Origin of the sequence: Cedecea sp. P7760 (assembly GCF_013386425.1) — a bacterium.
Taxonomy (GTDB): domain Bacteria; phylum Pseudomonadota; class Gammaproteobacteria; order Enterobacterales; family Enterobacteriaceae; genus Cedecea; species Cedecea selenatireducens.
In genome coordinates, this window is sequence record NZ_JACARU010000007.1 from 44549 (window position 1) to 69861 (window position 25313).

At 55.6% G+C, this 25313-nt stretch carries 24 protein-coding genes; 10 read left to right on the plus strand and 14 right to left on the minus strand.

The window, feature by feature from the left end:
- Window positions 1-80: 80 nt before the first annotated feature.
- Complete coding sequence (gene gltP, locus HX778_RS02610) at window positions 81-1394, minus strand: glutamate/aspartate:proton symporter GltP (RefSeq protein WP_176981220.1); 1314 nt, start codon at window positions 1392-1394, stop codon at window positions 81-83.
- Window positions 1395-1820: 426 nt separating this feature from the next.
- On the opposite strand from gltP, the gene acs reads away from it, so the two are divergent.
- From acs to actP, 3 genes are all read left to right on the plus strand, one after another.
- Window positions 1821-3779 (plus strand): acetate--CoA ligase, encoded by a 1959-nt coding sequence (gene acs, locus HX778_RS02615; protein WP_176981221.1) that lies wholly within the window; start codon window positions 1821-1823, stop codon window positions 3777-3779.
- Between the two features lie 79 nt (window positions 3780-3858).
- Entirely contained in the window at window positions 3859-4173 is a 315-nt protein-coding gene (locus HX778_RS02620; protein WP_061275976.1) for a DUF485 domain-containing protein, read from the plus strand.
- Window positions 4170-5819 (plus strand): cation/acetate symporter ActP, encoded by a 1650-nt coding sequence (actP, locus tag HX778_RS02625; protein ID WP_176981222.1) that lies wholly within the window; start codon window positions 4170-4172, stop codon window positions 5817-5819. The genes HX778_RS02620 and actP overlap by 4 nt, the downstream gene beginning before the upstream one ends.
- A gap of 39 nt (window positions 5820-5858) precedes the next feature.
- Here actP and HX778_RS02630 read toward each other — a convergent pair whose 3' ends face one another.
- Both HX778_RS02630 and HX778_RS02635 read right to left on the minus strand, forming a co-directional pair.
- A complete protein-coding gene (locus tag HX778_RS02630) occupies window positions 5859-6548 on the minus strand; it encodes an LrgB family protein (protein WP_176981223.1) in 690 nt (229 codons plus the stop codon).
- Window positions 6541-6966, minus strand: a complete 426-nt coding sequence (locus HX778_RS02635) for a CidA/LrgA family protein (RefSeq protein ID WP_038476605.1) — start codon at window positions 6964-6966, stop codon at window positions 6541-6543. Before HX778_RS02635 ends, HX778_RS02630 begins: the two co-directional genes overlap by 8 nt.
- A 101-nt stretch (window positions 6967-7067) precedes the next feature.
- On the opposite strand from HX778_RS02635, the gene HX778_RS02640 reads away from it, so the two are divergent.
- The gene (locus tag HX778_RS02640) at window positions 7068-7967 is read left to right on the plus strand and encodes a LysR family transcriptional regulator (protein WP_038476608.1); all 900 of its coding nucleotides are present in this window, start codon (window positions 7068-7070) and stop codon (window positions 7965-7967) included.
- A 5-nt stretch (window positions 7968-7972) separates the two neighbouring features.
- Here HX778_RS02640 and HX778_RS02645 read toward each other — a convergent pair whose 3' ends face one another.
- The 4 genes from HX778_RS02645 to soxR all read right to left on the minus strand — a co-directional run bounded on the left by HX778_RS02645 (window position 7973) and on the right by soxR (window position 12896).
- Complete coding sequence (locus tag HX778_RS02645) at window positions 7973-9619, minus strand: Na+/H+ antiporter (RefSeq protein ID WP_176981224.1); 1647 nt, start codon at window positions 9617-9619, stop codon at window positions 7973-7975.
- A gap of 149 nt (window positions 9620-9768) precedes the next feature.
- Complete coding sequence (gene ghxP / locus HX778_RS02650; protein ID WP_038476613.1) at window positions 9769-11118, minus strand: guanine/hypoxanthine transporter GhxP; 1350 nt, start codon at window positions 11116-11118, stop codon at window positions 9769-9771.
- A 344-nt stretch (window positions 11119-11462) separates the two neighbouring features.
- The gene (locus HX778_RS02655; protein ID WP_176981225.1) at window positions 11463-12131 is read right to left on the minus strand and encodes a glutathione S-transferase family protein; all 669 of its coding nucleotides are present in this window, start codon (window positions 12129-12131) and stop codon (window positions 11463-11465) included.
- Between the two features lie 309 nt (window positions 12132-12440).
- Window positions 12441-12896, minus strand: coding sequence for a redox-sensitive transcriptional activator SoxR (gene soxR / locus HX778_RS02660; protein ID WP_038476619.1), 456 nt, complete (start codon window positions 12894-12896; stop codon window positions 12441-12443).
- 80 nt (window positions 12897-12976) lie between these two features.
- On the opposite strand from soxR, the gene soxS reads away from it, so the two are divergent.
- Complete coding sequence (gene soxS, locus HX778_RS02665) at window positions 12977-13300, plus strand: superoxide response transcriptional regulator SoxS (protein ID WP_038476622.1); 324 nt, start codon at window positions 12977-12979, stop codon at window positions 13298-13300.
- Here the strand turns inward: soxS and HX778_RS02670 are convergent.
- On the minus strand, window positions 13291-14889 hold the full coding sequence (locus HX778_RS02670) for an EAL domain-containing protein (protein ID WP_038476625.1): 1599 nt from the start codon (window positions 14887-14889) through the stop codon (window positions 13291-13293). The two genes, soxS and HX778_RS02670, sit on opposite strands and share 10 nt — an antisense overlap.
- Window positions 14890-15328: 439 nt before the next feature.
- Here HX778_RS02670 and HX778_RS02675 point away from each other — a divergent pair, with 439 nt between their 5' ends.
- Window positions 15329-15610 (plus strand): YjcB family protein, encoded by a 282-nt coding sequence (locus tag HX778_RS02675; protein ID WP_176981226.1) that lies wholly within the window; start codon window positions 15329-15331, stop codon window positions 15608-15610.
- 55 nt (window positions 15611-15665) lie between these two features.
- Here the strand turns inward: HX778_RS02675 and modA are convergent, their stop codons facing one another.
- The 4 genes from modA to HX778_RS02695 all read right to left on the minus strand — a co-directional run bounded on the left by modA (window position 15666) and on the right by HX778_RS02695 (window position 18222).
- Window positions 15666-16370, minus strand: a complete 705-nt coding sequence (gene modA, locus HX778_RS02680) for a molybdate ABC transporter substrate-binding protein (RefSeq protein ID WP_176981227.1) — start codon at window positions 16368-16370, stop codon at window positions 15666-15668.
- A complete protein-coding gene (locus HX778_RS02685; RefSeq protein WP_176981228.1) occupies window positions 16370-17422 on the minus strand; it encodes an ABC transporter substrate-binding protein in 1053 nt (350 codons plus the stop codon). The genes modA and HX778_RS02685 overlap by 1 nt, the downstream gene beginning before the upstream one ends.
- Before the next feature lie 80 nt (window positions 17423-17502).
- A complete protein-coding gene (locus HX778_RS02690) occupies window positions 17503-17889 on the minus strand; it encodes a tautomerase family protein (protein ID WP_038476639.1) in 387 nt (128 codons plus the stop codon).
- Window positions 17890-18222, minus strand: coding sequence for a carboxymuconolactone decarboxylase family protein (locus HX778_RS02695; protein ID WP_052048994.1), 333 nt, complete (start codon window positions 18220-18222; stop codon window positions 17890-17892).
- A gap of 104 nt (window positions 18223-18326) precedes the next feature.
- Between HX778_RS02695 and HX778_RS02700 the strand changes: the two genes are divergently transcribed.
- The 3 genes from HX778_RS02700 (at window position 18327) to HX778_RS02710 (ending at window position 22474) form a co-directional block, all read left to right on the plus strand.
- On the plus strand, window positions 18327-19187 hold the full coding sequence (locus HX778_RS02700; protein ID WP_176981229.1) for a LysR substrate-binding domain-containing protein: 861 nt from the start codon (window positions 18327-18329) through the stop codon (window positions 19185-19187).
- A 414-nt stretch (window positions 19188-19601) separates the two neighbouring features.
- Window positions 19602-20987: a diaminobutyrate--2-oxoglutarate transaminase gene (locus tag HX778_RS02705; protein ID WP_176981230.1), complete on the plus strand. Its 1386-nt coding sequence runs from the start codon at window positions 19602-19604 to the stop codon at window positions 20985-20987.
- 14 nt (window positions 20988-21001) lie between these two features.
- A complete protein-coding gene (locus tag HX778_RS02710; RefSeq protein ID WP_176981231.1) occupies window positions 21002-22474 on the plus strand; it encodes an aspartate aminotransferase family protein in 1473 nt (490 codons plus the stop codon).
- Between the two features lie 192 nt (window positions 22475-22666).
- Here the strand turns inward: HX778_RS02710 and HX778_RS02715 are convergent, their stop codons facing one another.
- Complete coding sequence (locus HX778_RS02715) at window positions 22667-23602, minus strand: aromatic alcohol reductase (RefSeq protein ID WP_038476651.1); 936 nt, start codon at window positions 23600-23602, stop codon at window positions 22667-22669.
- 144 nt (window positions 23603-23746) lie between these two features.
- Here HX778_RS02715 and HX778_RS02720 point away from each other — a divergent pair, with 144 nt between their 5' ends.
- Window positions 23747-24649 (plus strand): LysR family transcriptional regulator, encoded by a 903-nt coding sequence (locus HX778_RS02720; protein ID WP_176981232.1) that lies wholly within the window; start codon window positions 23747-23749, stop codon window positions 24647-24649.
- 48 nt (window positions 24650-24697) lie between these two features.
- Here HX778_RS02720 and ssb1 read toward each other — a convergent pair whose 3' ends face one another.
- Window positions 24698-25228 carry a single-stranded DNA-binding protein SSB1 gene (ssb1, locus tag HX778_RS02725; RefSeq protein WP_176981233.1) on the minus strand — a complete coding sequence of 177 codons (531 nt, stop codon included), beginning with the start codon at window positions 25226-25228 and terminating at the stop codon, window positions 24698-24700.
- Window positions 25229-25313 lie beyond the last annotated feature (85 nt).

Below are 25313 nucleotides of genomic sequence, written 5' to 3' on the forward strand. Positions count from 1 at the left end.
TCCCCATAGGGGAGAGGGGATAAAGAACATGTTTTCCTCCCTCGCCCCTTTGGGGAGAGGGCCGGGGTGAGGGGTTTTACTTAACTGCTCGCTTTACTGTCAAATTTCCCAAAAAGCTCACGCTCATAGGCCAGGGCTTTTTTATGGTCGAATTTGTGTTCCCACTTGGCGATAACCAGCACCGCCAGCGCGTTGCCAACCACGTTTAGCGCGGTACGCGCCATATCCAGAATACGGTCAACACCGGCAATAAACGCCAGTCCTTCCAGCGGAATACCGACGCTGCCAAGCGTTGCCAGCAGCACCACGAAGGAGACGCCCGGCACGCCGGCAATCCCTTTTGAGGTCACCATCAGCGTCAGCACCAGGATGATTTCCTGCCACAGCGACAGCTCGATGCCGTACAGCTGTGCGATGAAAATCGCCGCAATACTCTGGTACAGCGTGGAGCCATCGAGGTTAAACGAATAACCCGTCGGCACCACAAAGCTGGTGATCGACGCCGGAGCGCCATAGGCTTCCATCTTCTCGATGATGCGCGGCAGTACGCTTTCAGAGCTGGCGGTAGAGAACGCCAGGATCAGTTCATCTTTCAGAATGCGCATCAGGATAGTGATTTTCAGCCCGCACAGCCGCGCCACGGCGCCCAGCACTACAAATGCGAAGAAGGCAATCGCCACGTACACCAGCACCACCAGCTTCAGCAGCGGCCAAAGCGAGGCAAAGCCAAAGTTCGCCACGGTCACCGAGATAAGCGCAAAGACGCCAACCGGCGCATAGCGCATCACCATGTGCGTCACTTTGAACATGGTTTCAGAGATGGAGCGGAAAACGGTCACCAGCGGTTCACGATGCGTGGCAGGCAGCGACGACAGCCCAAGGCCAAACAGCACCGAGAAGAAGATGATCGGCAGCATCTCGCCCTTCGCCATCGACGCGACGATGTTGGTGGGCACGAGGGACAGAATGGTGCCCATCAGGCCGTGAGAATGGCTTTGAACATCCTGGGCAGTATGCTGGTATTTCGAAATATCCACGGTAGCAAGCTGCGACATATCTATGCCGTGGCCCGGCTGGAACACATTCGCGAGCGTAATGCCCAGAATGATGGCAACCGTCGTGATCACTTCGAAATAAATGATGGTTTTTGCCCCGATGCGGCCGAGCTGTTTGGCGTCGCCAACGCCGGCGATCCCAACCACCAGGGTGGAAATCACAATCGGCACGACGATCATTTTGATCAGGTGGATAAAGATATCTCCCGCCGGTGAGAGCAGGTTAGCGACCAGCCACTCACGGCTATCACTTTGATAATGAAGAAAACTTCCCAGGATAATGCCCAGCACCAGCGCCAGCAAAATTTGCCAGGCCAGGCTGATTTTAAAGTTTTTCATAACGACTACAGTTCCTCAAAAAAACGCCATTCCCATGCTGTTGACTCAGGAGAAGGTCACAAACTGAAAGGGGGTATGACAAACGTCAGGTGTTAAGCGGGGTTTTTTAAAGCGCCGTATGAGTACCATCCCGATAGCCTGCTGCGCAACTCTTCATTTTCAAGGTTATGCACTGACTTAACGCTGATAAGCAGGATTTTCATTACATCCGTGGATATAACTTATTGTTATGGAAAAATTTTCATTATTTGTTTTTAGAATTAAGTCACTCCGCTAATTATTTCTTATGATTCATCTGTTTGAACATTTTTTGCGCGATTATTTTAATGCGTGATCTGCCGCCCAAAAAGTAAACAAAGCTGCCTATACCCCTACAATTAACGTTTGTGTGACATATTATTAACATCCTAAAGGAGAAAAAAAGCCATGAGCCAAATACACAAACACGCTATTCCCGCAAACATTGCGGACCGTTGCCTGATAAACCCGGAGCAGTACCAGGCCCTGTATCAGCAGTCGATACAGGATCCCGATGCGTTTTGGGGCGAGCAGGGAAAAATCCTCGACTGGATAAAACCCTACAAAAAGGTGAAAAACACCTCTTTCGCGCCGGGAAACATCTCTATTAAGTGGTATGAGGACGGCACGCTGAATTTAGCCGCAAACTGCCTCGACCGACACCTGAAAGAACGAGGCGATCAAACCGCCATTATCTGGGAAGGCGATGACGCAACCCAGAGCAAACACATCACCTACCGCGAGCTGCACCGCGATGTCTGCCGTTTTGCCAATACGCTGGTCGAGCTGGGGATTAAAAAAGGGGATGTTGTCGCCATTTATATGCCGATGGTGCCTGAGGCCGCCGTCGCGATGCTCGCCTGCGCACGCATTGGGGCCGTGCATTCCGTCATCTTTGGCGGTTTCTCGCCGGAAGCCGTGGCCGGGCGCATCATCGATTCCAGCTCCCGGCTGGTGATCACCGCCGACGAAGGCGTACGCGCCGGGCGTTCCATCCCGCTGAAAAAGAACGTGGATGACGCGCTTAAAAATCCAAATGTGAAAACCGTCGAGCACGTTATCGTGCTGAAACGCACCGGCGGCAAAATCGACTGGCACCAGAACCGTGACCTGTGGTGGAGCGAGCTGGTGGAGAAAGCCAGCGACCAGCATCAGCCGGTCGAAATGAGCGCCGAAGATCCGCTGTTCATCCTCTATACCTCCGGCTCTACCGGCAAGCCTAAAGGCGTGCTGCACACCACCGGTGGCTATCTCGTTTACGCCGCCAGCACCTTTAAATACGTCTTCGATTACCATCCGGGTGACGTCTACTGGTGTACGGCGGACGTGGGCTGGGTCACCGGGCACAGCTACCTGCTTTATGGCCCGCTGGCCTGCGGCGCGATCACGCTGATGTTTGAGGGCGTGCCTAACTGGCCGAAGCCAAACCGCATGGCGCAGGTGGTCGACAAACATAAGGTGAATATTCTCTACACCGCGCCAACCGCCATCCGCGCGCTGATGGCCGAAGGGGATAAGGCCACCGAAGGCACAGACCGCTCTTCGCTGCGCATTCTTGGCTCCGTGGGCGAGCCTATCAACCCGGAAGCCTGGGAGTGGTACTGGAAGCACATCGGCAATGAGAAATGCCCGGTGATGGACACCTGGTGGCAGACGGAAACCGGCGGCTTTATGATCACCCCGCTGCCTGGCGCAACCGAGCTGAAAGCCGGTTCCGCTACCCAGCCGTTCTTTGGCGTTCAGCCCGCGCTGGTCGATAATGAAGGCAACCCGCAGCCGGGCGCCACCGAAGGCAATCTGACCATTACCGATTCCTGGCCGGGCCAGGCGCGCACGCTGTTTGGCGACCATGAGCGCTTCGAGCAGACCTACTTCTCCACCTTCAAAAATATGTATTTCAGCGGTGACGGCGCGCGCCGGGACGAAGACGGCTATTACTGGATAACCGGCCGCGTGGACGACGTGCTGAACGTGTCCGGCCACCGCCTTGGTACCGCAGAGATCGAGTCGGCGCTGGTGTCCCATCCGAAGATTGCCGAGGCCGCCGTGGTGGGCATTCCACACAACATTAAAGGCCAGGCGATTTACGCCTACGTGACGCTGAACCACGGCGAAGAGCCGACGCCGGAGCTGTACGCCGAGGTGCGCAACTGGGTACGTAAAGAGATTGGCCCGCTTGCCACGCCGGATGTACTGCACTGGACCGACTCGCTGCCGAAAACCCGCTCCGGCAAGATCATGCGTCGCATCCTGCGCAAGATTGCCTCCGGTGACACCAGCAATCTGGGCGATACCTCCACCCTCGCCGATCCTGGCGTGGTAGAAAAACTGCTGGAAGAAAAACAGGCGTTAACCATACCTTCGTAACCTTGTTCTCCCCCTCTCCCTTCCGGGAGAGGGAATAACTACAAATACCTACCCTACAAAAACCTCTGGAGATTCTGTGATGAATGACACCATTTATCAGCGGATAGAAAGCAGTGCGCATTTCAGGGAGTTGGTTTCCAAAAGGCAACGGTTTGCCGCCATTCTGTCACTGATTATGTTAGTGATTTACGTTGGTTTTATTTTGCTGATTGCCTTCGCGCCCGCGTGGCTTGGCACCCCGCTTCATGACGGTACCAGCGTCACGCGAGGCATCCCTATCGGCATCGGCGTTATCGTTATTTCCTTCCTGCTCACCGGGATTTATGTCTGGCGTGCTAACGGCGAATTTGACCGCCTGAACAACGAAGTGCTGCGTGAAGTGGGGGTTAAATGAAACGTTTTCTTGCGGTTTTTGCCGCTCTGCTGCCGGCCGGAGCCTTCGCCGCCGATGCGATAACCGGCGACGTGCAGCGCCAGCCAACCAACTGGCAGGCGATCATCATGTTCCTGATTTTCGTCGCTCTGACGCTGTATATCACTTACTGGGCGTCCAAACGCGTTCGCTCCCGCAACGACTATTACACCGCAGGCGGCAATATCACCGGCTTCCAGAATGGCCTGGCCATTGCCGGTGATTTTATGTCGGCCGCCTCGTTCCTCGGGATTTCCGCGCTGGTGTATACCTCGGGTTATGACGGCCTGATTTATTCGCTGGGCTTCCTGGTCGGCTGGCCGATTATCCTGTTCCTGATAGCCGAACGCCTGCGTAACCTGGGCCGTTATACTTTCGCCGACGTGGCGTCTTATCGCCTCAAGCAGGGCCCAATCCGCACGCTGTCCGCCTGCGGCTCGCTGGTGGTGGTTGCCCTTTACCTGATTGCCCAGATGGTCGGCGCCGGGAAGCTTATCGAGCTGCTGTTTGGCCTGAATTACCACATCGCCGTGGTGCTGGTGGGCGTGCTGATGGTGATGTACGTACTGTTCGGCGGCATGCTGGCCACCACCTGGGTACAGATTATCAAGGCCGTGCTGCTGCTGTTCGGCGCAAGCTTCATGGCGTTTATGGTGATGAAGCACGTCGGCTTCAGCTTCAACAACCTGTTCAATGAGGCGATGGCGGTTCACCCTAAAGGCGCGGCCATCATGAGCCCTGGCGGGCTGGTGAAAGACCCCATTTCTGCGCTGTCTCTGGGCCTCGGCCTGATGTTTGGCACCGCTGGTTTACCGCATATTCTGATGCGCTTCTTTACCGTGAGCGACGCCCGCGAAGCGCGTAAGAGCGTGTTTTACGCCACCGGTTTCATGGGTTACTTCTACATCCTGACCTTTATCATCGGCTTTGGCGCCATTATGTTAGTAGGTGCTAACCCAGCATTTAAAGACGCGGCGGGCGCGCTGATTGGCGGCAACAACATGGCGGCGGTTCACCTGGCAGATGCCGTGGGCGGGAACCTGTTCCTCGGCTTTATCTCTGCGGTTGCCTTCGCCACCATCCTCGCGGTTGTGGCCGGGTTAACGCTGGCGGGCGCTTCGGCGGTATCTCACGACCTTTACGCCAACGTCTTCCGCAAAGGCGCTTCCGAACGTGATGAGTTAAAAGTATCGAAAATCACCGTTCTGGTGCTGGGCGTGGTGGCTATCCTGTTGGGCATTCTGTTTGAAAAACAGAACATTGCTTTTATGGTGGGGCTGGCATTCTCCATTGCCGCAAGCTGTAACTTCCCGATTATCCTGCTGTCGATGTACTGGTCGAAGCTGACCACGCGCGGCGCAATGATCGGCGGCTGGCTTGGCCTGCTGACCGCTGTCGTGCTGATGATTCTTGGCCCAACAATCTGGGTGCAAATTCTCGGCCACGAAAAAGCGGTCTTCCCGTACGAATACCCGGCACTGTTCTCGATCCTGGTTGCGTTTGTCGGCATCTGGCTGTTCTCGATTACCGATAACACGCCAGAGGGTAAGCTGGAGCGTGAGAAGTTCCGCGCGCAGTTTATTCGTTCTCAAACCGGCATCGGTATCGATCAGGGGCGGGCTCACTAGTTAGTAAGCGCTTACCGGGGCTATGTCTGCCCCGGTAGGTTAAAACATCAGCCAGCTGACCAGCGGCGCGACCAGAACCGTCACCACGCCGGACAGCATCATCACCAGGCTGGCAATCACCCCTTCCTGCGGCCCCAGTTCGTAAGAGCGTGCGGTGCCCGCGCCGTGAGAAGCCGCACCGAATCCGGCACCTTTGGCTATCCCTTCCCTGATCGACAGGCGCAGAAACAGCATGTCGCCTACCGCCATGCCAAACACGCCGGTGATCACCACAAACAGTGCCACCAGTTCAGGCTCACCGCCGATAGGCTTAGCTGCCGCCAGGGCAAAAGGCGTGGTAATCGAGCGCACCGCGAGGCTGCGTTGAATGCCGTCAGGCAGGGTAAATAAGCGGGCCAGCCAAATCGAGCTGGTTACCGCCACAATCATCGCCGTCAGCACGCCTGCGGAAAGCGACATCCAGTGGCGTTTAATTATCCTGAGATTGTCATAAACCGGCACCGCAAAAGCGATGGTGGCAGGCCCGAGCAGCCACAGCAGCCAGTGCGCCTCGCCCATGTAGTTACTGTAAGAGATGTGCCCGAAAACAAGCATTCCCACCAGCAGCACCGGCGTAAAAACCAGCGGCATCAGCGGCAATTTACGAAAGCGGCGATACAGGCGTTTGTTGGCGAAGTAGAAGACCAGAGTAACCACGAGGCACAGCACGCTGAGCTGAAAATTAGTCATTGCGGGACTGCCTGCGGGCTTCGCGAGCCAGCTCAAAGCGGTAAACTTTTTCCACCACAAAAGCCGTACTGGCCAGCACCAGCATGGTGCTGACCGCGATCACCGCAAAAATGCGCCAGCCTTCCACCATCAGCAACTGCGAGTAGTTCACCACGGCCACCACCGCCGGGACAAAGAACAGCAGCATCTCGGCCAGCAGCCATTTTGACCCTTCCCTGACCCACTTCAGCGGCACGATGCGGCAGACAATCAGCGCCAGGAGCAGCAGCATTCCCACCAGATTCGCTGGCAGCGGCAGGTGCCCCCACGTGACCAGCTGCTCGGCAAAAACAAAAAGCCCGGCGTACAGGGCCACCTGCACAGGGACGCGCAGGCTATGAATTACAGCAGGCGTAAAACGACCTAACGCCAAAGCCATGATGTGTGCTCCAGAAAAAATACCAGCCCCAATTATAGAGAGCGGTTCATCGCTACTGAAATGAATTAAAATCATTGCAGGTATAGTTAATGGGAATAGTTATGGACATCAGAACGCTGCGTTATTTCGTTGAGGTTGTACGCCAGCAGAGCTTCACTCGTGCGGCGGAGAAGATGTTCGTCACGCAGCCCACCATCAGTAAAATGCTGCGTAACCTTGAGGATGAGCTGAACTGCACGCTGCTGATCCGCGACGGCCGCCGCCTGCTGCTGACCGACACCGGCCAGGTGGTGTTCCAGCGCGGGCTGGCAATTCTGGCCGAGTTTCGCCAGCTTGAGGCCGAGCTAAGCGACATCAAACAGCTCACCAACGGCGTGCTGCGTCTTGGCATTCCACCGATGGTCGGCACCCTGATGACCGGCCCGATAGGCGTGTATCAGCACCGCTATCCCGGCGTGGAGTTTAAGATTTCCGAGTTCGGCGGCCTGACGGTGCAGCAGGCGGTGCTCAACGGCGACCTCGATCTCGCGGTGACGGCGATGCCGATAGAAGACGAAGACGCACTGACGGTAATGCCGCTGTTCCGCCATCCGCTCTGCGTGCTGGTGCCCCGCTCCGGCCCGTGGATTGGCCGCACAAGCGTTGACCCGGCCGAGCTGGCCGAACACCCGCTGCTTATCTACAACGAAGATTTCTCCCTTAGCCGCCAGCTTATGCAGCTGTTTGCCGACAACGGCTTCACCCCGCGTATTGCGGTGCGCAGCGGGCAGTGGGATTTTCTGGCGGCGATGGTTCAGGGCGGCGTGGGGATTGCCGTGCTGCCGGAGCCAATTTGCCGCAAGCTCGACCACGCCACGCTGATGTGGCTGCCGCTAAACAGTAATCTAAGCTGGCAGTTAGGAATGATTTGGCGTGAAGGGGTTTATATTTCGCAGAGCGCGCAGGCGTGGATTGATTGCTGCAAGGAGTTCTGGCCGGAGATTGAAACCGGCCAGAACTAACGCGGTTACTCTTTCTCGATCAGCAGCGCTTCCAGCAGGTCGAGATCGTGCAGGAGTTTCTGCAGGGTCTCGTTGCTGATTTGCTGCGTGGCGCGAAGATGGTAAAGCTCGGCGCGCTCCGAACGCAGCGCCGTCAGGCGGAAGCGGCGCTCAAGGTTTTCTTCAAGCTCGCTGCTTTCGACGTCGTTGCGCCCGTCTGCGCGGCGGCGTAGGTTGCCGATAACCCGCGAACTCACCTCTTTCAGCAGCTGGTCGTCGATGTTCTCTTTGCTGTCGACGGCCAGCCGTTCCTCCATTTTCTGGATAGCGACAATCGCCACTTCGGCGGTCGCGGAACGGGCCAGACGCTCTTCTTTACGCGCTAAAGACTTATCCCCTACCTCAACGTTTCGCAGCAGAATCGGCAGCATGATAACCCCGGCAAACAGCGAGAACAGGATCACGCCTGCGGAGAGGAAAATCAGTTCATAGCGCGCCGGGAATGGCGTGCCGTCGTTCAGGAACAGCGGGATAGACAGCACACCGGCCAGGGTAATCGCCCCACGCACGCCGGCGAAAGAGGCGATACCCAGCTCGCGGGTAGTGAAGGAGCCGAACTCCAGCGGGCGTTTTTTCATAAAGCGCAGGCTGATGCGCTTCATCGACCACAGCCACAGGAATCGCACCGCAATCAGCGCGAAATAAATCATCCCGACGTCGAGGAATAGCATCCACAGTTCAACGTTCGGATCGGCATTGGCCGCCGCGACGGACGTCTCGAGAATACCCGGCAACTGCAGGCCTAACAGCAGGAAGACCATGCCGTTAAATACAAACTCCAGCATCGCCCAGACGCTGTTCGCACGCAGGCGCATAGTCAGCGGCGCGCTGCGCAGAACGCCGGAGCGGGTGATGGTCATCCCTGCGGCCACTGCGGCCAGGATGCCGGAAACCCCGATATGCTCGGCAATCAGATAAGAAGCGAACGGCAGCAGCAGCAGCAGCAGAATCTGAGTTGCCGGTTCATCGCCGCTCCAGCGGCTCATCAAGCGCAGCGATTTCCCGTACAGCCAGCTGACCGCGATACCCGCCAGCAGGCCACCCACGGCAACCTTGAAGAATTCGAGCGATGCCCCGCCAACGCTAAAGGCCATCGCCCCAATGGCGACCGCCACTGCAAGCTTCAGGGACACCAGGCCGGAGGCGTCGTTCATCAGCGCTTCGCCCTGCAAAATGCCCATGATTTTCTTAGGAATACGCCCTTCGCCCACGATGCCGGAAAGCGCCACGGCGTCCGTCGGTGACAGCACGGCGGCCAGCGCAAAAGCAGGCACCAGCGGAATACCCGGTACCAGGAAGTAAATCAGGAACCCGATGCCGACCACGGTGACCAGCACCAGCACCAGCGCCAGGCCAATAATTTCCCGGCCATGGTGCAGAAACTCATGGGTTGGCGTCTTCCAGCCGTCGGCAAACAGCAGCGGCGGAATGAACAGGACCAGGAACAGTTCAGGGTCAAATTCGACGTGCAGGCCAAAGTGCGGCCAGGCAAGCAGGGCCCCAATGGCGATTTGCATTAACGGCAGCGGGATCTGAAACGGCAACATACGTGTTACCACCCCAGAGAGGGAGACCACGAGGGTCATAATCAAGATTGTGAAGAAAATTTCCATGTTTTCCCTGAACGTGATGTGTGATTTGAAGCGTCACCTTTGGAGGTTGTTTTAATAATAAAACAACTTTTTTCATCACATTGGAACCGGAAATACCCGAAGTGGGCAAAAGCGGCGGGTTACAGAGCGCAACCCGCACGAATTGAAAATCAGATAGCCCAGCCGCCGGCGTAGAACGCCACCAGCGCAACGGCGATAACCACGGTACCGACGTTCAGCTTGCGCCATTCACCGGATACCACTCGGCCGATAACCAAAGAAGCAAAGCCGATCATGATGCCGGTCACGATGTTACAGGTCAGCACGATGAATACCGCAGTAATCAGCCCGGCCATCGCATCCACGAAGTCCGCAAAGTCGATTTTGGCAACGTTGCTCAGCATCAGCAGGCCAACATACATCAGCGCAGGCGCCGTGGCGTAGGCAGGTACCAGATAGGAAAGCGGAGACAGGAACAGGATCAGCAGGAACAGCACGCCAACGACTATCGCGGTCAGGCCGGTTTTACCGCCTGCTGCCGTACCCGCTGCAGACTCGATATAAACCGCTGCCGGGGCTGCGCCCACCAGGCCAGAGAACACGCTGCTCAGGGAGTCGGTGGTCAGCGCTTTGCCGCCGTCGATGATTTGGCCATCTTTGTCCAGCAGGTTTGCCTGACCGGCAACTGCACGGATAGTCCCGGTGGCGTCAAACACCGCGGTCATCACCAGCGCCAGCACGCTTGGCAGCACAATCGGGTTCAGCGCGCCCATGATGTCCAGGCTGCCAATCAGCGAGTTGCCTTTGTCATCGCTCAGCGACGGCATGGCGAAGATACCGGAGAAGTGAACGTTCGGGTCAAAAATCAGGCCAACGATGGACACGCCGATAATCGTCAGCAGAATGCCGCCCGGCACCTTCAGTTTTTCCAGACCGATGATCACTGCCAGGCCAATCAGCGACATGATAACCGGGAAGCTGGCGAAATGGCCCAGCGCAACCGGCAGCCCGTCCAGCGGGTTTTTAATCACCAGGCCGACGCCGTTTGCGGCAATCAGCAGCAGGAACAGGCCGATACCAATCCCGGTGCCGTGCGCCACGCCCATCGGCAAATTGCGCAGAATCCAGCTACGAATGCCGGTGGCAGAGATAAGGGTAAACAGGACGCCCATCAGGAACACCGCGCCAAGCGCGACCGGCACGCTGATGTGCTGGCCGAGTACCAGGCTAAAGGCGGTGAAGGCGGTCAGCGAGATGGCGCAGCCGATAGCCAGAGGCAGGTTGGCCCACAGGCCCATAACGATGGAGCCCACGCCCGCCACCAGGCAGGTCGCCACGAAGACCGCCGTTGGTGGGAAACCCGCTTTACCGAGCATGCCCGGCACAACGATGACGGAGTAGACCATGGCCAGGAAGGTCGTCAGACCGGCGACAACTTCCTGACGCACGTTACTGCCACGTGCAGAAATTTTGAACCAGGCGTCGAGCGAACCGCCGGCACGCGGAGAAGGTGTAGACATAGTGAAAAATCCCCTGAGATTTTTAGAATGACGTTTGCCCGGGTGGTGGACAACCCGCTGCCAGTTAAACGTTGTCTCCCTGCGCTACGATTGTGACAAAGGGGTGTCACAAAAAAGCAATCGTTTAACTCCACACGGACAAATCGGTGTCACAGAATGAAAGCAAACGATTATCCAGCCTTCCTGACGGGATTTTCAACTTAACTTTTGCCCTTTTCGCGGAAAATGTGCTCAGCTGATGAATTAATCGCCTCATGGTGCGCAAACGTTATCGTTAATGCGCAATTTCGCAACAAAATCGTAAATTATCGGGCTGGCTTTCTCTCCTTTTATCCCCGCGGCGATCACGTGCCGGGGATCTCAAAAGGGCCACCCTGATTCAGCGCTCGCTGCCAGGCAGGACGTGTTTGCACATTTTTCATCCATGCCTGAGTGTGCGGCATATCGTTCACCTCACCTCGTGCCAGGAGCGCGGCCACGGGGAAGCTCATCTGAATATCTGCCGCACTAAACTGCGGCCCGGCAAACCAGCGGTTCTGCTTCAGGTAATCTTCAATGAAGCGGGCATGGGTGGCGATTTGCTTGTTGAGCCAGGCTTTCTGCACGCCCTGCCCCAACGCTTTGCCCACCGGGCGTAACGGCCAGGGAACCGGCGCTTTGCCGAGGCTGCCAAACACCAGCTTCATTAATAGCAGCGGCATCAACGATCCTTCCGCGTAATGCAGCCAAAAGCGGTACTGGATCTTGTCGTCAATCTCCTGCGGCTTCAGGCGGCTTTCGCTATCGTAGGCCTCCTGCAGGTATTCAAGAATCGCGCCTGACTCGGCGAGGATATGGCCGTTATCTTCCACCACCGGCGATTTACCCAGCGGATGAATCTTTTTCAACGCTTCCGGAGCGAGCATGGTGGGCTCCCGCTGGTAACGCACGATCTGGTAGGGCTGCGCCAGCTCTTCCAGCATCCAAAGTACGCGCTGGGAGCGAGAGTTATTGAGGTGATGAACCGTTAGCATGGGGTAACCCTATGTTTAGCCAAATGGAATAACTATAGGAAAGTCGGCCGCGAATCACATGTCAAAAAAATGAACAAAAAAAGACCAATTGACCTTGCAAAGTGAAGGGGCGGACCTACACTTAAATTGTCGGTGCAGACCGGAACCTCCAAAGTCAGTGAAGTATGTACGTATGTATGTGTAAGCGTTATCGAGGGGTGCCGACGTCGGGGGAAACCCTCCTGTCAGAACGGGATAGAGCGAAAGACAAAGACCGGAAAACAACTAAAGCGCCCTTGTGGCGCTTTAGTTTTTGTCTGGAAGCTAATGCTAATCCTCCAGCAACCGTGCGCCAGTCCCCTGCTCGCCCAGCTTGTCTCCGGGGTTACGCAGCGGGCAATCCGCCCCGGATAAACAGCCACAGCCAATGCAGCCGTTCAGCTCGTCACGCAGCGCGGTCAGCGTATCAATGCGGTGATTTAATTCCTCGCGCCATTGCGACGAAAGCTTCTTCCAGTCGTTTTTGTTGATTGAGTGCCCGTCGGGCAGCACGCCAAAGGCGTCGCCAACGGTACTGAGCGGAATGCCGATGCGCTGGGCGATTTTGATTATCGCCACCGTACGCAGCACATCACGCTGATAACGTCGCTGATTACCTGAGTTTCGTGTGCTTTTAATCAGGCCTTTGCTTTCATAAAAGTGGAGCGCGGAGACGGCCACGCCGCTGCGCTTCGCCACTTCACCGGGCGTTAACAGCGTTTTTATTCGGGGCAATTTCTTTTCCATAATGCTCTTTACCTCAAGTTAACTTGAGGAATTATACTCCGGCTCAACGAAACAAGCTAACCCGGAAATGAGGACGACTCATGGCTCACCAGGACATCATTTATACGTTGACTGAATGGATTGATGAACATATTGACCAGCCGCTGAACATCGACGTGGTGGCAAAAAAATCTGGTTATTCAAAATGGTACTTACAGCGCATGTTCCGTACCGTGATGCACCAAACGCTGGGCGACTATATCCGCCAGCGCCGTCTGTTGATGGCCGCCACGGCGCTGCGCACCACCCAGCGCCCTATTTTTGATATTGCGATGGACTACGGCTACGTCTCACAGCAGACCTTCTCCCGCGTCTTCCGCCGTGAGTTTGACCGCACGCCAACGGATTACCGCCATCAGGCTTGAATACCCGGTGCCGAAGCAAGGTTGATACCGCCTGGCGTATACAGCCAGGCGATAAATTCCTGCGGCGGCAGCGCTTTCGCGAAATACCAGCCCTGACAGTACTCCACGCCGTGATCGACCAGCCAGGCCACCTGTGCTTCGGTTTCGACCCCTTCGGCAATCGTCGTCAGGTTCAGGCTGTGGGCAATTTCAATTATGTGCTCCACCAGCAAATGGCTGGCTCGTTCGCTGGCGAGGGAATCAATAAAGCTTTTGTCGATTTTTAGAATATCGACGTTAAGGTACTGCAGGTTATGCAGATTCGAATAACCCGTGCCGAAGTCATCGATTGCAACCTTAAAGCCTGCGTTGCGGAATTCCTGAATAACCGGTCTGGTTTTTTCAACATCTATAAACCCTCGTTCGGTGACCTCGATTTTTATCTGCCCTGGCCGAATGTTATAGGTTTTAATTCGTTCGGAAAGTACGGTTATTAAGCGCGAGGAGTGGAAGTCGGATGCCGAAAGATTAATCGAAATATAAAGTCCCGGATGGTCGGCAAGAAATTCGCCAAAATCTTTAAATACGGCATCAACAACATAGTCAGATATTTTGTGAATCAGACCTTCAGATTCTGCCAGCGGAATAAACGTCCCAGGGCTGATGGTTTGCCCGTTAAAATTTACCCATCGCAGCAGCGCTTCTGCCCCCACGCAATAGCCGTTTTGAATATCAATAATGGGCTGATAGTGAAGTTTTAGCTGCTTTCTGGCCAGCGCCCTTAATAGCATGCGGCGCGGTGAATTTAACTGCTGACGGGTACGGGACCACATCATTAAAATCAGCAGGCTGCAAATAACGCCGAGCGGAAGCGTAAGAGTAAGCTGGTGATACCACTGGCGATTAAACAGCGTTTCGGAGGTTGAGACAATCACCGCAATCGGCCTTTTAGCCGACTGGTCGATGGTGTAAAAGCGGTCATCCTGAGTAAACGCTTTCTCTTTGCGCAGAATAAAACGATGCAGCAGATCGCTGTCAGCGCCGGGGCTCAAAGAGAAAAAGCTGCGGGTCACCGTGTCGTATACGCCGTAAATCAGTGAGTCATCTTCGGATAACACTTCTGACCAGCTCAGCGGGTTAATCACCGCCATATAATTCCCGCGTTGCATATAGGTCATTTTATGCCCGGCATAAAACGGCGTATCCAGATAATAATAGATTGCGACGTCCGGTTTGCGGGTATAAGAAGGCAGCGGAGCAGGCAGCGATTTTAAAGGCTTGTAGCTGGTAGAGCACAGCATCTTATCGCCCCGGATGTAAATTAAATCCGCGACGAATAGTTTACCACGCACGATATCCAGCATATTTGCCATATGCTTAGGGCTGCATATTTCCCCTGAAAAACGTTCTGCTTCGCTGCGGGCCTCATTAACATGGCTGATGACAATTTCCGTTTTTTCCATCACCAGTTTGCCGAAAGAGTGCAGATGCTGCTGGGTGTCGCTGGTTGCGCGCACGTGGGCAAAATAGATCGCCAGCATTATCGGCAGGCAAACCATCAGGACAAAACCTGAGGTACGCAATACCTTAAGATAAACTCGTCTCACCATGATGCTCACATGACCCTGCTTTTATGCGCCTGTTTATGCCTTAAAGGAACAACCTGATGACCGCCGATTACGTTGCATCATAAAGCAGGCTTTAGCAATAGCCTTCAGCCGTTAACTCCATGGAAATTAATTTGCGCAACAATGAGATAAGATTAACCGGGATGCCGTTTAGCTTAAGATTTCACCCACCGCACTAATATGAGTTTTTCTGGGGTTAAAGCAGCAGGGAATGATTATTTAAACGAAATTGTGGTAAACGTCAGATAAACAAAATGTTCACACCTCCTGCCAGCCATTTCGCCTAAAAAACACCGCTCGCCGCCCCAGCAAAGCGGGCAAAAAACCACCACAAAGCTGGCGATTTAACGCGCAAAAGTGATAGACTTCACATTATAAGTGCAACAAAAAACTAAATTGCAGCTTTTGAGGAATAAGGTTCATGGCAACAATCACCACCGGCGTTATTTTGATGCGCTGGCCGCTGCTCAGCGCGGTTTTGATGTTTTTGGCAAGCAGTTTAAATATTCAGTTCCGCCGGTCAGACTCCCGCGCATTGGCCTTTATTTGCAGTGGGTTAGGTGTTGCCGCGTCGTGCTGGTTCGCCATGGGGCTGCTTGGCCTGACGCTCGGGGACTTCCCTGTCATCTGGGATTCGTTTAAAACGGGGCTGGTCGACATTATTGCCAGAATGCCACCCGAATGGCCGACCATGATGCCTTAACGGGCAGAAGCATAAAAATAACCGCCCTTTATCGGCGGTTTTTTGTTTTCAGGCTTCAGGCGCCAAAACCGTATTGCATCAGCAGCTTCCGCGCGGTGCTCGAGGTCAGATAAGCCTGCAACGGCTCCGCTCGTGCATCGCACAACGCCAGCCCGTAATCGGCCTGAATATTGTAGTCAGACGGGATCTCAAATACCCGCAGCTCCCGGTGAGACTTCAGCGCTGCAGCGTAGCTGCGATAGCCAATCATCAGCTCGGCCTGCCCGCCAGAAATAACCCACTGCGCGGCGAGCATACCGTCAGGCACTGCCTGCGTGCCCGGCCCGCCAACCAGCCGCAGAGCCCTCGAGCGCAATGCGATGCCAAATTCAGCTTCTAATCTGGCAAAAAGCTGCCAGGTATAATCCCCGGAAGGGTCGCTCCCCGGCGTAGACGTGCCGATGCGCAACGCGGGATTGCTTAACAGCGTTAGCCAGCTGCTTTGCGCATCAACACAGTGCGCCGCCGCCGTCAGGCAGAGCGTATTTCCGGCAAACCGCTGAACCGCCAGCGCTTTACCCTGCGCCAACAGCGTCTGAGGGTGCGCCATGTTCGCCGAAGCAAACAGAGCGCAGTTTTCACCGGCTTCAATACGCGATCTCAGCATCCCCGCAGGGGCAAATTGCGTTTCCGTTAAGATACCGGTTTGCCGTTCGAACTCCGCCATTAGCGGCGGCCAGACCCGCCGCAGGCTTCCAGCCGCCAGCACCTGCAAAGGCATTACTCCACCCCTTCATAATGCGTACGGTAAAAGCGCTGATACCAGCTGTCGGCCACTTTCTTCATATCGATATCTTTGAATCTGGCCGGATAAAGCTTTTTCGCCATCCACAGTTCACCGATGGCCATCGCTTCCGGCATCGGGTAGCCCCAGGCCTTGGCGTATTCTGGCATCAGCCAGACCTGATGGTTTTTCACCGCATCGATCGGTTGCCACTCGGGCTTGTGGACGATCTCATCCACCACTTTCGGATAACGATCCTGCACGAAGATCGCCTGCGGATCCCAGGCGATCACCTGCTCCATCGACACCTGCTTGAAGCCTTTTACGGTTGATGCCGCCACGTTTAGCGCGCCCGCGTGAGCCATCATCAGGCCGGTATATTTCCCGGAGCCGTAGGTCGTCAGATCGGGGTTAGCCATGTAGGCGCGCACGCGCTGGCTCTCCGGGATATCTTTCAGGCGGTCGCTAACCAGCTTGCGCCCGGCAAAGGTGGCATCGATCAGCGCCTTCGCCTGCTTCTCTTTATTAACCACTTCGCCAATCAGCTCGATGCCCTCTTTCAGGCCAAGATTGTAGGCCTGCTCTTCATCGCCCATAGAAGGGTTTAGCTTGTCCTGCTCGCCTGCCGCATCGTGACGCAGCGAAATGGCGATAACCGGAATGCCAAGCTTGCTGATGCCGTCGATCATCTCTTTTGGCGCGTAGTTGGTCACAAACACCGCCTGAGGATGCAGCGCCACCAGCTTCTCGGTGTCCACGCTGGTTAAATCCCCCAGTTGGGCTTTGTGCTCAAGCTCCGGCGCCAGGCGAGCATAGCCGCTGCCAAGCTGCTGCTTCCAGTTGGCAAGAATGCCGACCACTTTGTCGGTCGCGTTCATTTGTACCAGCAGATTGAGCGTCTGATGCTGGAGCACCACCACGCGGTCAACTTCATCGGGGAGAGTGACCTGGCGGCCAAGCTGGTCAGTGATGGTGCGGTTCGCCAACGCGGCGAGCGGGGAAAGTACTAACAGGGCGCCTAACGTCAGGCGGCGGGTAAATAGGTTCACGGTGGGAGTCCTTATGATCGTTGTGTATAAAAATATACAGCGATGACTCCCCCGCGCCCAGCGATTTTAAGGGGTAGGAACTATTCCCGGTGCAGGCTGGCAACACCTCCACCAAACGACCAGTCTTCAGAAGAATTGTGGCGAATCACCACCATCACGTCGTTGGGATGAATGCCGGGAGCCGCCGCCAGCTTTTCAGTGAGGGTTTGGTAGAAACGCTTTTTCGTCTCAATACTCCGCGGCTTACCCGCCGTTATCTCAATCAGCAGCCAATTATCGCTACGCGGCCCCGCCATATAATGGCGATCAAACCGCAGCGCCGACTTTTCTGACTCGTGAAAAACCTGAAACAGGTCGGCTGCCGGGACCTCAAAAGCCTCGACCAGCGCCTGCTGTACGCTGGACGAAACCGCGTCCAGGTACGCCTCGTTTTTGCCTTTAAGTAAAGTGAGGTGGAGAACCGGCATTTATTTTTCCTCCTGACTATCCGCGACTATTACTGCGTCCAGCACTTTTAAAGCGCTATGGGCGGCAGGCCAACCTGCGTAGAAGGCAAGATGGGTAATCAGTTCGCTTAATTCCTCGTGGGTTACGCCATGTTTGCCCGCCAGTTCGAAATGAATGGGGAGCTGCTCCAGCCGGTACAGCGCCAGCAGCGCCGCCACGGTAATCAGGCTACGCTCGCGTTTATTGAGCAAAGGCCTTTCCCAGATATCTTTAAATAACAGTTCGTTACTCATGCTGGCGAGTTTTGGCGCCCGACTCAAAACCCGTTGAATTTCATCTGATGTTTCGCTCATAGAGCCTCCTGAGTGATGTTGACAGCCTCAGCATACTCATCGAATATCATTCCAAAAATCAGATACTTTTTGACCAACCATCCCGTTTTTCAGGACTATCCTCAATGACCCACTTAGATCTCGATGTACTGCGCACTTTTGTTACCGGCATTACGCTGGGCAGCTTTGCCCGTGCGGCCGAACGGCTGGGGCGATCGACGTCAGCCGTCAGCGCTCAGCTCAAGAAACTTGAAGAGCAGGTCGGCACGCCCGTGGTCAAAAAAGCGGGTCGGGGCCTGGCGCTGACGCCAGCAGGCGAAATTGTCCTGAGCTACGCCAAACGTCTGCTGGAGCTGAATGACGCGGCGATGGCGGCGATCGTCGGCACGCCATTGAGTGGGCATGTGCGCGTCGGTTTTCAGGAGGACTTTGGTGAAGGCATATTGACTGAGATCCTCGGCTCATTTAGCCGGGCTCATCCCGCGGTGATGGTTGAGGCACGCATCGCACGAAATGCAGAGCTGGAGTCTGCGGTAGGTCATTCGCAGCTGGATATGGCCTTGTTTTGGCAAACGCCGTCGGCTCCCGTAGAGAATGAAATAGGTAAAATTCCGCTGCACTGGATAGGTTCCGCAGCACGGATGGAAGACTGTATCGTCCAGGGTGAACCGCTACCTTTAGTGACTTTTGATACGCCCTGTATTCTGCGAAGTCGTGCTATTGAAGCCTTAGATGCTGCGGGACTCCCCTGGAGAATAGCCTTTACCAGCAGCAGCCTGAACGGCCTTTGGGCGGCAGCACGAGCCGGGTTAGGCGTGACGCCACGCACGCTGGTAGGGAAACCTGCTGACCTGACAACTCTCCGCTCGCTCCCTTCGCTGCCGCCCCTGGGTATTTGCCTGCAACGATCTTCACCGGCACCTAACCCGGTTCTGGATTTTCTGGCGACCATTATTGAAGAACAGGTGGTGGCTTTTTGCCGTTAAAGCCCCCGGCAACGGCCTGCTTATGCACAAAAAGTGAAACCCCTGTTGCCAATGAATGTCCCGGAGTAATTTTTTGTTGTTAATTATTTCTAACCCTCGAAATCTGGTCTGTCCAGACCGTTTCAATACGCCAAATTAGGCCTTTAACGGGACTTTTTTTCCTGCCATTGCCAATAGTTAAGAGATCGGATGTCTGGACACCGGTCAAAAGCATCTCCAATACATTGATTTTAAATTAAAAAAATCGGAAAAAATTAATCGTTGAGCGGGGGGGTAAAAAGCCATATATTGGCGGCGTTTTATGCACCCTAAACGACATTTATACTCTGGATAATTCGAGTTTCAACTTGAAGCATGACGAGTATGTTTACTTAATTCAGCCGCTGCGCTCATGCCGACGGTTGTAGGAGAGATATGATGACGGATAAAGTCCGTATTGATACTTTAGATGCACAATCTGCAAACGCTACCAACGAAACCTATTTGGCACGACAGGCTGAATTCGAATCGAATGTCAGAAGTTACCCGCGCAAATTACCGTTCGCTATAGCCAAAGCCCAGGGCGCCTGGATCATCGACGTTGAAGGTCACCGTTACCTTGACTGTCTGGCCGGTGCGGGCACGTTGGCGCTTGGCCACAACCACCCTGACATCCTGCAAAGCATCCAAAACGTCATTACCAGCGGCTTGCCGTTACATACTTTGGATCTGACTACCCCGTTAAAAGACGAGTTCTCAGAATACCTGCTCTCTTTACTGCCGAGCCAGGGTAAAGAATATTGCCTGCAGTTCTGCGGCCCATCCGGCGCGGACGCGGTAGAAGCCGCTATCAAGCTGGCGAAGAAACACACCGGCCGCAGCGCCGTTATTAGCTTCTCCGGCGGCTACCACGGGATGACCCACGGCGCGCTGTCCGTGACCGGCAACCTGTCTCCGAAAGCGGCCATCAACGGCCTGATGCCGGAAGTGCAGTTCATGCCTTACCCGCACGAGTACCGCTGCCCGCTGGGCATTGGCGGTGACGCTGGCGTGAAGGCGCTGACCTACTACTTCGACAACCTGATCAACGACGTTGAAAGCGGCGTGCGCAAACCTGCGGCCGTGATCCTCGAAGCCGTACAGGGCGAAGGCGGCGTGAACCCGGCGCCTGCCGAGTGGCTGCAGCGCATCCGTAAAGTAACCAAAGAGCACGGCATCGTGCTGATCATTGATGAAGTTCAGGCTGGCTTTGCCCGTACCGGCAAGCTGTTCGCCTACGAACACGCTGGCATTGAGCCAGACATCATCGTGATGTCCAAAGCCGTTGGCGGCGGCCTGCCGCTGGCCGTGCTGGGCCTGAGAAAAGAGATCGATGCCTGGGAACCAGGTCACCACACCGGCACCTTCCGCGGCAACCAGCTGGCGATGGCTACCGGCCTGACCACCCTCAAGTACCTGAAAGACAACAACGTCGCTGACAAAGTTGCCGCTCAGGGCGAATGGCTGAAAGGCAAACTGATCGCGCTGCAGAAACGCTACCCGGCTATCGGCCACGTTCGCGGCCTGGGCCTGATGCTCGGCATTGAGATCGTGAAGCCAGAAGAGGCACAGGATCATATGGGTTGCTACCCGGCCGACGGCGCGCTGTCTGCCCTGATCCAGAAAAAATGCTTCGAAGCGGGCCTGATTCTGGAGCGCGGTGGCCGTAACGGCTGCGTGCTGCGCCTGCTGCCGTCCCTGCTTATCAGCGACGACGAGCTGGAAATTTTCCTGAGCAAATTTGAAAAAGCCTTGTTAGCCGCTGGCGCAAAAGCTGTCTGACTGGAGTAAAAAATATGTCCCGATCTAACCCGATTCTGGCCTCCTCTGCGCAGAGCATTGAGGAATACCAGCAGGCGATCGCCCAGACCAGCCAGGCCGTAGTGGAATGGCTGCAGCAGCCCCAGATGTACAAGGGCAAAACCGTCGCGGAGCTGAAAGAACGTATTCAGCTCGACTTCAATCCACAGGGCCTGGGCAACCAGGCTGCGATTGAACGCGCGATTGAGTATTTCTTAAAAGACAGCCTGCTGGTGCATCACCCGCAGTGCGTGGCGCACCTTCACTGCCCAAGCCTGGTGGTTAGCCAGGCCGCGGAAGTGCTGATCAACGCCACCAACCAGAGCATGGACTCCTGGGATCAAAGCCCGTCGGCAACCATCATCGAGATGAAGCTGATCGAATGGCTGCGCGCGCAGGTTGGCTACCCGGCTGGCGACGCGGGCGTGTTCACCAGCGGCGGTACCCAGAGTAACCTGATGGGCCTGATGCTGGCGCGTGACGCTTACTTTGCGCGTCAGGGCCACTCCGTCCAGCAGGACGGTCTGACCGGCGATATCCGCAAAATCCGGGTGCTGTGCTCTGAAAATGCCCACTTCTCCGTGCAGAAAAACATGGCGCTGATGGGCATGGGCTACCAGTCAGTCACGCTGGTGAAAACCGATGAGTTCGCCCGCATGGACGTTAACGACCTGGCGGCTAAAATCGCCCAGGCGAAGGCGAACGGCGAGCAGATCATGGCTATCGTCGCCACTGCCGGTACGACCGACGCTGGCGCTATCGACCCGCTGAGCGACATCGCGAAGCTGGCCGCTGCGCACCAGATTTGGGTACACGTTGATGCAGCCTGGGGCGGCGCGCTGCTGCTGTCCGAGAAGTATCGCGATTACCTGAACGGCCTGGAGCTGGTGGATTCCGTTACCCTGGACTTCCACAAGCAGTTCTTCCAGACCATCAGCTGCGGCGCGTTCCTGCTGAAAGACGCTCGCCACTACGAGCTGATGCGCTACCAGGCGGCCTACCTGAACTCCGAGTTCGACGAAGAGCAAGGCGTGCCAAACCTGGTCTCCAAGTCGCTGCAAACCACCCGCCGCTTTGATGCACTGAAGCTGTGGATGGGCCTGGAAGCGCTGGGCCAAAAACAGTACGCCGAAATCATCGATCACGGCGTAACCATGGCGCAGAACGTGGCGGCTTACGTGGCTGACCACGCTTCGCTGGAGCTGGTAATGCAGCCGCAGCTGGCAAGCGTGCTGTTCCGCTTCCGTCCGGCAAGCCTGGCTGGCCGTAGCGATGCGGAAATCGCGCTGCTGAACCAGAAAATTGGCGATGCGCTGCTGGAGTCCGGCCACGCGAACGTCGGCGTGACCGAGCATAACGGCGTCACCTGCCTGAAGCTGACCCTGCTGAACCCAACCGTTACCCTGGAGGACGTCAAAGTCCTGCTGGCGTTGGTTGAGAAAACCGCAGAGCCGCTGCTGAACGCGTAATTTTTTACGTATGAAGAAAAGCCGGTCGCGAACCTTCGCCACCGGCTTTTTTATTGCCTTTAGTTCACCAGCCTGAGCTGCCGACGCAGAGCCGCCTGTGCCTCATCACTAATGGATTCAGGGAACGGGATAATGTGCTCGGGGCGCAGAACGCCATCAATTTTGTCTTTCATTGCCTGACCTGTACTTAATTTATTCCTTCAGATGCAACTGCAGCCAGTGCGCCACATCCTGAACCGGGATTTTTTTACTGAAGTTATAGGTTTTTTCCATCGGCCACCAGACACCTTCGCCGCGCGCAAAAGCGGTACGATAGCGCAGCATGACGTCATCAGGATGGCGACTAAGCCCGGCCTGTAAGTACGGCAGGCTCAGGACAGCTTTGCTAAATGATTTGCCGCTGGTGCGCTCGACAATCTCTGCCAGTCTGCCATAGGTGAGCGTTTCGCTGGCGATAAACACCACCTGGTTAGCCACGCGAGGCTGTTCAAGATAAATGGCGGCCGTAAGTCGGCCAATATCTTCCGGCGAGGTGACGGTAACCTGAGTTTCCCAGCCACCCAGCGCGTTGACGGTTTGCTTATCCAGATTGACCACATCAAACGCTGGCTCAAACAGGAAGCTGGTGAACATCCCGGTGGAGACTATCACCCATTCGGTCACGCTCTGGCTTCGCAGCAGCGTTCTGACATCGTGCTGTTCGTCCCATACCGGCTGCCCGCTGCCTTTGCCTACCACATCGTAATCGACGCCAAACTGCCACGGGAAATAGCGGCTGACGCCTGCCTGAATCACCGCGCGGGTAATTTTAAGCTGCGTACCTTCGCCTGCGACAAACCCCATGCAGTTGATGACGGTGTCGAATTGCTGGAACAGCGGCACCAAAGCGTCGCTCTCGCTGGTCGCGATATCCAGAGCGATAAAATCGATCCCGGCTTCGGCATACTTTTTATGACGCGGCGAAACCGGCCGTCCATGCTCATTGAGAGATCCCGGCGACACGCTGGCGGTTATAGCCCTTCCCAAACCCAAGACGGCTGGCTGCAGCGCATCCAGAATTGCCGCGCCCAGTTGTCCCACGCCCAGCACCAATATCTTTTCACCTGCCTTCTCAGTAATGATATTCATATCACTCTCGTTCCCCTTTACTTGCAGCAGAATTGCTACATTATTGGACAGTCTACCGGCGTGATTAAGGAGCGATAAGCCGCCCTGACCAGGTTAGACTGTTCGCAAAAATGGGATAATTTTGCCGAATTGACGGAGGATTCAATGGATAAGCTGGAAGCCATGCGGGTCTACCGCCACGTGGTTGAAACGCAAAGTTTCGCCAGAGCTGCCGAGCTACTCGGACTACCGAGATCAACCGTCTCCCGCATGATTAAAGATCTTGAAAACTATCTGGCGGTGCAGCTGCTTCAACGTACGACGAGGAAATTAAGCATCACGACCGACGGCCAGAACTATTACGCCGAATGTAAAAAAATCCTCGGTGATATAGCCGCCCTGGAATCCTCCTTCCCCGGAAAAACCGGGCAGCCGCGAGGGCGCTTTAAGATTGGTATGCCGCAGTCGCTGGCCCGACATTGTATTTTGCCGGAAATACAGAGCTTTATGGCACGCTACCCTGAACTGGAACTGGTGCTTTGCTCAAGCGATCGGGTTACTGATTTAGTGCAGGAGGGATTTGACTGCGTTATTCGGGCGGGTGCGGTAGAGGATTCCACCACGCTGGTTGCCCGCCAGATCGCGCGCTTCAGGTGGTCGGTACTGGCTTCCGGGCAATACATATCTCAATTCGGAACGCCTAAGACCTTAGAGGATTTGCAACATCATCACGCCGTGGGCTACCTCTCCCACGCCACCGGCAAAACAAGCGAATGGCATTTTGATCGGCAAGGCCGTGACGTATCCGTAAGAATGAAAGAGACGCTGGTTGTGGATGATACCGACGCCTATATCCAGGCCGGCCTTCAGGGTATGGGGTTAATTCGTGTGGCCAGCTACCTGGTGAGTGATTATTTATCCTCCGGGGTGTTAATTTCCTGCCTGGAAGAGTACGCCGTCGATATGCCGCTGTTTCTGGTTTACCCGCAAAGCCGCCATGTTTCCCCGGCGGTACGGGCGTTTTATGACTGGAGTAAAGCCACCCTGACCAGGCACTACGCGCAATAAAAAAGCTCCCAAAGGGAGCTTTTTCGCTTTAGCTACGAACGGACATTATCAGAACGGGATGTCGTCGTCGAAGTCCATTGGTGGTTCGTTAGATGGCGCTGGCGCGCTCTGCTGCTGCGGACGAGCCTGCGCGCCGCCGCTGAACTGGTTGCCGCCCTGTGGCTGCTGAGGCTGACCCCAACTGCCCTGCTGCTGGCCGCCGTTGCTGCCTGCCGGTGCACCGCCGCCCTGACGGCCGCCGAGCATCTGCATGGTGCCGCCAACGTTAACCACGACTTCGGTGGTGTATTTTTCTACGCCAGCCTGGTCGGTCCATTTACGGGTTTGCAGTGCGCCTTCGATGTAAACCTGAGAGCCTTTACGCAGGTATTCGCCGGCCACTTCTGCCAGTTTGCCGAACAGCACTACGCGGTGCCACTCGGTTTTTTCTTTGGTTTCGCCGGTTTGCTTATCACGCCAGGACTCTGACGTGGCCAGTGTAATGTTGGCAACTGCGCCACCATTTGGCATATAGCGTACTTCCGGGTCCTGACCCAGATTCCCAACGAGAATCACCTTGTTTACGCCTCTGCTGGCCATGTTCGTGTCTCCTGAAACGGTTTTAAATAGTCTAAACCGGGGATTCTACACTATGCCACCCACAATGTTTATAGCTGCGAGGGAC